Origin of the sequence: Streptomyces albidus (ex Kaewkla and Franco 2022), assembly GCF_013870515.1 — a bacterium.
Taxonomy (GTDB): Bacteria; Actinomycetota; Actinomycetes; order Streptomycetales; family Streptomycetaceae; genus Streptomyces; species Streptomyces albidus.
Genome location: NZ_JACBXA010000303.1, coordinates 1 through 6,168, shown reverse-complemented (window position 1 = coordinate 6,168; position 6,168 = coordinate 1). Strand labels below are relative to the sequence as shown.

Genomic DNA, 6,168 nt, shown 5'->3' with positions numbered 1-6,168 from the left:
CCCGGCCGGGGACCCCGCGTACGAGGTGATGTACCTGCTCGACGCCGACGACGCCGCGGTGAGCGCGCTGCGCGAGCGTCTCGACGGACTGGGCGACTCGCTCGTCGTCGGCGGGGGAGACGGCCTGTGGAGCGTCCACGTGCACGTGGACGACGCCGGTGCCGCCGTGGAGGCGGGCATCGCGGCAGGCCACCCGCACCGCGTCCGCATCACCCACCTCGACACCGGAACGCCCGAGGAATCGTGCGCGCCCGCCGCCTCCACGGAACGTCTGGCGGGCCCTGCCGTCCCCTCCTCGGCTCCGGCCGCCGCAGCCGTCTCCGTCCAGGTCCACGAGCCCTCGGAGCCGCCTTCGGGCACGCTGGTCCGCGCCGTCCTCGCCGTCGTGCACGGCGACGGTCTGGCCGGGCTGTGCGAGGAGGCGGGAGCCACGGTCGTACGCGCCAAGGAAGCGGCCGACGGCGACGCGCTCGCGGCAGCTGTACGCGCCACAGGCGCCGCGGAGGTCGTCCTGCTGCCCAACGACGCCGATCTGCACGCCGTTGCCGCGCACGCCGCCCAGGAGGCCCGGAACTCCGCGGGGGTACGCGTCGCCGTCGTCCCCACCCGCGCCGCCGTGCAGGGCGTAGCCGCCCTCGCCGTGCACGATCCGGAACGCCGCTTCGACGAGGACGTCGTCGCCATGACCTCCGCCGCCGGAGCCACCCGCTACGGCGAGGTGATCGTCGCCGAGCGCCGCTCGTGGACCATGGCGGGCGTCTGCCAGGCCGGCGACGTGCTCGGGCTCGTCGAGGGAGACGTCGCGGTGATCGGCGCCGACGTCTCGGAGGCCGCCGCCGAGGTGCTGGAGCGGATGCTCGCCGCCGGCGGGGAGATGGTGACACTCGTGGTCGGCGACGGGGCCCCGCCGGGCCTGGTCGAGCGGCTGGAGGAGCAGGTGCGCAGCGGCCACCTCGCCGTCGACACGGTCGTCTACGAAGGACGGCAGCAGGACGCCCCGTTGCTCATCGGCGTCGAGTGACGGCCTGACCGTGCGCAATGCACCGGTCCTGTCACCGCCATGGTGTGCAATGGGGGCGTGCCCGCGCTCGACGAATCCCTGAAGAAGATCCTCGGCGGCAACACCGCGAAGGTGATGGCCGAACACCTCGACCTGCACACGGTCGGCGATCTCCTCCACCACTACCCGCGGCGTTACGAGGAGCGAGGCCAGCTGACACGGCTGGCGGACCTCCCGCTCGACGAGCACGTGACGGTCGTCGCCCAGGTCGCCAAGTCCGCCGTGCACAAGTTCAACCGCGGCAGGGGGCAGCGGCTCGAGGTCGTCCTCACCGACGGCAGCGGGCAGTTGCAGCTCGTCTTCTTCGGGCGGGGCATCTTCATCCCCCAGCGGGACCTGGTGCCCGGCCGTCGCGCGATGTTCGCGGGCAAGGTCGGCGTCTTCAACCGCCGCCTCCAGCTCGCACATCCGCAGTACGAGCTCCTGGGCGCCGGCAGCGAGGCCGAGGATGTGGACGCGTTCGCCAACAGGCTGATGCCGATCTACCCGGCCGTGGCGCAGATGGCCTCGTGGAAGATCGCCAAGGCCGTCGAGATGGTGCTCGGTTCGATGGAGGCCACCGGCTGGGACGGGCTCGTCGACCCGCTGCCGTCCGGCATTCGCGAGGAGCGCCGGCTGATCCCGTTGCCCGACGCGTTCGAGAAGGTGCACAAGCCGCGCACGAAGGTGGACGTCGCCTTCGCACGGGACCGTCTGAAATGGGACGAGGCGTTCGTCCTCCAGGTCGCCCTCGCGCGCCGCCGCATGGCAGACGCCCAACTGCCCGCCGTGGCACGCGTACCGGCCGAAGGCGGCCTGATGGACGCCTTCGACGCGAAGCTGCCCTTCACTCTCACCGACGGCCAACGTCACGTCAGCAGCGAGATCTTCGCCGACCTGGCCACCGAACACCCCATGCACCGCCTGCTCCAGGGCGAGGTGGGATCCGGCAAGGCCCAGCCGCTGGACGCCCAAGTGCTGACCCCCGGCGGCTTCCGCCGCATGGGAGCGATCGGCGTCGGCGACGAAGTGGTCACCCCCTCAGGCGAGTTGGCGCCCGTGGAAGGCGTCTTCCCCCAAGGGGAGCGTGAGGTCTGGCGGTTGCTGCTCTCGGACGGAAGCAGCGTCGAGTGCGACGACGAGCACCTGTGGCTGGTGGCCGACTCGGACGCCGCTCCCGGGGGCGCCATCGCGCTGCCGGGCGGAGCCGGAGGCCAGGGTCGCGCAGCGGACCTGAAGGTGCTGACGACGCGGGAGATCAGACACGACCTCGTCTCCCGCGACGGCTCACCGAAGTGGTGCCTGCCGGACGCGGTGCCGGTGGATCTCGGTGCCCCCGCGGAGGCCGACGACGATCCGTACGAGCACGGCCTGACGCTGGGCGCAGCCGGCGCCGGAGGCGTCTCCCGCGACTACAGGGACAACACCGTCAAGAACCGGCTCGCGGTGCTCCAAGGGCTCCTCGACGCCCGGGGCGAGGCGGGGCACGGCGACGACCCGCACGGGGTCACCTTCCGCGCCGCATCACCGGCCCTCGTCGAGGACGTCGCATGGCTCGTACGCTCGCTCGGCGGCCACGCCCGCATCGGGCCGGACGCCGCGGTCTCCCTCCGACTGCCGCCCCAGCACTGCCCGTTCCGCTCGGAGCACAAGCTGGCCGGGTGGGCGCCGAACGACGATCCGGGCGCGCTGCGCCGCCACATCAACGGCGTGGAGTTCGTCGGACGCAAGCAGGTCCAGTGCATCAGCGTGCGCCACCCCGACCGTGCCTACGTCACCGACAACTTCACCGTCACGCACAACACGATGGTGGCCCTTCGCGCCATGCTGACAGTGGTCGACGGCGGCGGTCAGGCCGCGCTGCTCGCCCCCACCGAGGTCCTCGCCCAGCAGCACCACCGCTCGGTCACGGAGATGATGGGCGAGCTCGCCGAGGGCGGCATGCTCGGCGGCGCCGAACAGGCCACGAAGGTCGTCCTGCTCACCGGATCCATGGGTGCGGCAGCCCGACGGCAGGCCCTGCTGGACCTGGTCACAGGGGAAGCAGGCATCGTCATCGGCACGCACGCCCTGATCGAGGACAAGGTCCAGTTCCACGATCTCGGCCTCGTCGTCGTCGACGAGCAGCACCGCTTCGGCGTCGAGCAGCGTGACGCCCTGCGCTCCAAGGGCAAGCAGCCGCCCCACCTCCTGGTCATGACGGCGACGCCCATCCCGCGCACCGTCGCCATGACGGTCTTCGGCGACCTGGAGACGTCCGTCCTCGACCAACTCCCCGCCGGACGCTCGCCCATCGCAAGCCATGTCGTCCCGGCGCGGGACAAGCCGCACTTCCTCGCCCGTACATGGGAGCGCGTGCGGGAGGAGACCGAGGCCGGGCACCAGACGTACGTGGTCTGCCCGCGCATCGGGGACGAGGAGGAGCCCCCGGCGAAGGGCAAGAGCAAGAGCAAGAAGGCGGAGGAGGAGGCCGACGCCGACGAGGCGGACAAGCGCCCGCCGCTCGCCGTCCTCGATGTCGCCGCGGAGCTGAGGTCGGGACCGCTCGCCGGTCTGCGTGTGGAGGTCCTCCACGGGCGCATGCAGCCGGACGCCAAGGACGACGTGATGCGCCGCTTCGCCGCCGGAGATGTGGACGTCCTGGTGGCGACCACCGTCATCGAGGTCGGCGTCAACGTCCCCAACGCCACGGTCATGGCCATCATGGACGCCGACCGTTTCGGCGTCTCCCAGCTCCACCAGTTGCGTGGCCGCGTCGGCCGCGGTGCCGCGGCGGGCCTGTGCCTGCTGGTCACCGAAGCCCCGGAGGCCGGTCCGGCGCGAGCCCGGCTGGAGGCCGTCGCCGCCACCCTGGACGGCTTCGAGCTCTCCCGCATCGACCTGGAGCAGCGCCGCGAGGGCGACGTGCTGGGCCAGGCGCAGTCGGGCGTCCGCTCGTCGCTGCGGATGCTCGCGGTGATCGAGGACGAGGAGATCATCGAGGCCGCACGGGAGGCGGCGACCGCCCTCGTCGCCGACGACCCGGAGCTGGAGCACCTGCCGGAGCTGCGAACGGCGCTGGCGGCGCTCCTCGATGAGGAACGCGAGGACTACCTCGACAAGGGCTGACCGGCCGGGCAGCGGCTGCCCGGCGTGGAGCGCCTGCTCCCCGGCCGTGGGATCCTCGATTCCGACGACCGGAACGAACCGGGCCGGCCCGCCCGCGGCCGAGCCTGCTGGACGACTGGACGAAGGGCTTCGCCACCATGACCCGCGTGATCGCAGGCGCCGTCGGCGGCCGGAGGCTGAGCGTGCCCCCGGGCCAGGGCACCAGGCCGACCTCCGACCGGGCACGCGAGGGCATGTTCTCCAGCTGGGAGGCCCAGTTGGGCGGCGCGGCGCCATGGCACGGCGCACGCGTCCTGGACCTGTACGGCGGTTCCGGCGCAGTCGGCCTGGAGGCGCTCTCACGCGGCGCCGCGCACGTCACCCTGGTCGAGTCGGACGCACGGGCGGCAGGCACCATCCGCCAGAACGTCCGCGCGCTCGGGCTGCCCGGTGCCGAGGTACGGCACGCGAAGGCCGAACAGGTCGTCTCGGGGCCCGCACCGGACCCCCCGTACGACCTGGTTTTCCTCGATCCGCCCTACGTCCTCACCGACGAACACCTGCGGGAGATCCTGCTCACACTCCGGTCCGGCCACTGGCTGGCGGACGATGCGCTCGCCACGGTGGAGCGAAGCACTCGGGGCGGTGAATTCCGCTGGCCCGAGGGCTTCGAGGGGCTCCGGTCCCGGCGCTACGGCGAGGGCACGCTCTGGTACGGTCGCGCCGCTGAACGCGGAGTTACTCCCGCGTCATGTTGACCTCTTCCGGGGACGCCTCACCGGCCCCCGAACGTCCGGAGAGCGAGGAAACACCAGTGCGTCGCGCAGTCTGTCCAGGATCTTTCGATCCCATCACCAACGGACACCTCGACATCATCGCCCGGGCCTCGAAGCTCTACGACTCGGTCTACGTGGCCGTGATGATCAACAACTCGAAGCAGGGTCTCTTCTCGGTCGACGAGCGCATCGACCTCATCCACGAAGTCACCGCGGCCTTCGGCAACGTGCGCGTGGAGGCCTTCCACGGGCTGCTCGTCGACTTCTGCAAGGACCGCGACATCCCGGCGATCGTCAAGGGCCTGCGCGCCGTCTCGGACTTCGACTACGAGTTGCAGATGGCGCAGATGAACAACGGCCTCACCGGCGTCGAGACGCTCTTCGTGCCGACCAACCCGGCCTACAGCTTCCTCTCCTCGAGTCTGGTCAAGGAGGTCGCCACCTGGGGCGGTGACGTCTCCCACCTGGTGCCGGAGCCGGTGCACCGGGCCCTGGCCGCCCGCCTCGCCAAGCCCTGAACCCTTCCACCGGAAACCCGCTTGAGGGCCGTCCGCTGTCGAGTTGGGTGCCGGTGGCCGTACAGTCACCTTCGTGGACGTTCAGCAGAAACTCGACGAGATCGTGTCGGCCGTGGACAGCGCACGCGCGATGCCCATGTCGGCCTCTTGCGTGGTCAACCGAGCCGAACTTCTCGCCATGCTCGGTGAAGTGCGGGAAGCCCTGCCGGGATCCCTCGCACAGGCCGAGCAACTCCTCGGCGGCCGTGAGCAGATGGTCGCCGAGGCCCAGGCCGAGGCACAGCGCATCATCGAATCCGGGCACGCGGAGCGCGGATCCCTGGTCTCCGGCACGGAGGTCGTCCGTCAGGCACAGGCCGAGGCCGATCAACTCCTCGCCCAGGCCCGGCAGGAGGCGGCGGAGATCCGCGCCGAGGCGGACGACTACGTCGACAGCAAGCTCGCCAACTTCGAGGTCGTGCTCAGCAAGACCATCGGCTCCGTCGAACGAGGCCGCGACAAGCTGCTCGGCAGCGGCCCCGGTTCCGAGGAGTGGAACGAGGAGTACGCCGAGGACGCACCGGAGCGCTCCACCGACCCGCAGGAGCTGCGGCAGCGCGCCGACAACTACGTGGACGCCCGTCTGGGATCCGTCTCGGCCGTGCTGACCAAGACCCTCGAGGCTGTCGGCAGGGGCCGCTCCAAGCTGCTGGGCCACCGCCCCGCCGACGAGCTGGGCGCGCACATGGCCGCCCAGGACGCGGCCGAG

General features: G+C 71.5%; 3 protein-coding genes and 2 pseudogenes. All 5 read left to right on the top strand.

Going from position 1 to position 6,168, the window contains the following annotated elements:
• Positions 1 to 1,021 (top strand): annotated as a pseudogene (locus H5J26_RS27320) (dihydroxyacetone kinase); the annotation flags it as partial.
• Between the two features lie 114 nt (positions 1,022 to 1,135).
• Complete coding sequence (locus tag H5J26_RS27315) at positions 1,136 to 4,147, top strand: helicase-related protein (protein ID WP_235981180.1); 3,012 nt, start codon at positions 1,136 to 1,138, stop codon at positions 4,145 to 4,147.
• 137 nt (positions 4,148 to 4,284) lie between these two features.
• A complete protein-coding gene (rsmD, locus tag H5J26_RS27310; protein ID WP_181768640.1) occupies positions 4,285 to 4,884 on the top strand; it encodes a 16S rRNA (guanine(966)-N(2))-methyltransferase RsmD in 600 nt (199 codons plus the stop codon).
• Positions 4,885 to 4,940: 56 nt separating this feature from the next.
• Positions 4,941 to 5,420: a pantetheine-phosphate adenylyltransferase gene (gene coaD / locus H5J26_RS27305; RefSeq protein WP_181768639.1), complete on the top strand. Its 480-nt coding sequence runs from the start codon at positions 4,941 to 4,943 to the stop codon at positions 5,418 to 5,420.
• Between the two features lie 73 nt (positions 5,421 to 5,493).
• Positions 5,494 to 6,168: pseudogene (locus tag H5J26_RS27300) on the top strand (ATP synthase F0 subunit B); the annotation flags it as partial.